Source organism: Limnofasciculus baicalensis BBK-W-15, assembly GCF_024178385.1.
In the GTDB taxonomy this organism is placed as follows: Bacteria; Cyanobacteriota; Cyanobacteriia; order Cyanobacteriales; family Coleofasciculaceae; genus Limnofasciculus; species Limnofasciculus baicalensis.
Window position 1 is genome coordinate 1 of sequence record NZ_JAMZMM010000629.1, and the last position, 2,019, is coordinate 2,019.

Here is a 2,019-nt window from a genome sequence, read left to right on the forward strand (position 1 = left end):
TTGGCTAAATTCGATTAATTCTCTGCCAAATATATCTCCATAAGATGCAACTGTTTGAGTGTCTATCGGTAGACAGTGAAACAGCATGAGGGCTGCTTTTTGTGTTTTAGCTAGTTCCAGCGCCTGTTCAAATACTACATCTGCTTCAGGGGAACGATCCAGTGCGACTAAGATTTTTTGGTATTTCACAATTGTCATCTCCTTTGTTCTGGTTCTAACCTGAAAATAGTGGGGTGGGCAATATCCAAAATTTACTGTGGTGCTTTGATTGCAGAACTTTTAGGACTTACGCACAGGTTGTCATCAACCCGGTTTCTTCGTCAACCTCGATTGTCTCAACCCACGATTTTTTGGAGAAACCGGGTTTATGAGCGTAGTGGTGCTTTGATTGCAGGAATTTGATCGATATTGCCCACGCTGCGTAAAATAGGGAGTGGGGAGTTTTATTGAGTAACAGGCGAGATGCCTGTTCTACGGATTGACCGGGAGCATCCCGAGAAAGGAAGAAATGGAGATTGTATTCTTGCTCCCCCCTTTGACTTGGGGGGCAGGGGGGGTAAAAACTTTGTCAAAAAACGAGTATCTTTGCCAAAGTGGGATGCTCCCGATTGACCTCCCCTGGTAGCGCGAATGAAAATCTTTCTCTATCTATATTCTCTCCTGAAATAGGCATTTTGTTGGTAACAATTTGTGTCAGTGCAGCACTAGGTTACATTCAGGACAAATTGCTCTAATCGAGTCATTCCTTTCTCAATCGATGCCATATCTGTAGCGTAGGATAGACGGATGCAGTCGTCATCCCCAAAGGCGATGCCTGGAATTGCTGCTACATGGTGTGAGTCGAGGAGTTTATTGCAAAATTCTAGGGATTTTAACCCAGTTTTAGTAATGTCAACAAAGAGATAAAATGCGCCATTAGGCTTAGGACAACTTAATCCGGGAATGGCGTTGAGACTATCGAACATCACTTGTCGGCGGGCGGCAAAGGCGATACGCATTTCTTCGACACAATCTTGAGGTTGTGTTAGGGCTGCGATCGCGCCATACTGAGCAAAGGTACAGACATTAGATGTAGCATGGCCTTGAATAGTTGTCGTGGCTTTAATTAGTTCTACCGGACCTGCCAGATAACCCAAACGCCAACCTGTCATGGAGAAGGCTTTAGCAAAACCATTACTGATAATAGTACGCCCGAAGATTTCAGAGCCGACCGCACCAATACTCAGATGTTCTGCCCCATCATAAAGAATCTTCTCATAAATTTCGTCTGAAACTACCAAAATATCGTTTTCGACGATAACTTCTGCTAGTGCCTTCACTTCTGCCGGGGTATATACCATCCCCGTGGGATTGGAGGGGGAATTGAGAATAAATAACTTAGTTTTGGGGGTAATGGATGCGCGTAACCGATCCGGGGTAATTTTGTAACCTGTTGCAGCATTCGTTGATACAATTACCGGGGTTCCACCTGCTAATCTCACCATTTCTGGATAAGAGAGCCAGTAGGGAGCTGGAATGATTACTTCATCTCCCTCTTCAATCAGGGCTAGCATCATATTAAATAGAGAATGCTTCCCACCATTAGTGACGATGACGTTTTCGGCTTGATAATCCAAACCGTTTTCCTTTTGTAGTTTGTGGGCAATGGCTTCCCTTAACTTTGGCTCTCCGGCTGCTGCGCCATATTTGGTTTTCCCTTCATCGAGAGCTTTTTTCGCCGCTTCCTTGATATGGGCTGGAGTGTCAAAATCAGGTTCCCCGGCGCTGAAACTACAAACATCCAAGCCTTCAGCTTTCATCGCCTTGGCTTTAGCGGAAATTACTAGGGTGAGGGATGGGGATACTTTACCGACTCGTGCTGCTAGTTTCATGCTTGACTTAGGTGAAAGAGTGTCTCAGTACCTATGTTAAGCCATGGCTAGGCTTTCCCCCTTGCCAAACAAGTCTAGCGCTAGGCTTTCCCTCTTGCCAAACAAGTCTAGCGCTAGGCTTTCCCTCTTGCCAAACAAGTCTAGCGCT

General features: G+C 45.4%; 2 protein-coding genes. Both read right to left on the bottom strand.

The window, feature by feature from the left end; translation table 11 throughout:
- The coding region (locus NJ959_RS28945) for a universal stress protein (protein ID WP_254015217.1) at window positions 1–198 on the bottom strand (198 nt) is incomplete at its 3' end.
- Window positions 199–704: 506 nt separating this feature from the next.
- On the bottom strand, window positions 705–1,871 hold the full coding sequence (locus tag NJ959_RS28950) for a pyridoxal phosphate-dependent aminotransferase (RefSeq protein ID WP_254015218.1): 1,167 nt from the start codon (window positions 1,869–1,871) through the stop codon (window positions 705–707).
- Between the last annotated feature and the right edge of the window lie 148 nt (window positions 1,872–2,019).

Coding starts and splice junctions, on each gene's coding strand:
- NJ959_RS28950 (WP_254015218.1), bottom strand. CDS start 1,871: ATGAAACTAGCAGCACGAGTCGGTAAAGTATCCCCATCCCTCACCCTA.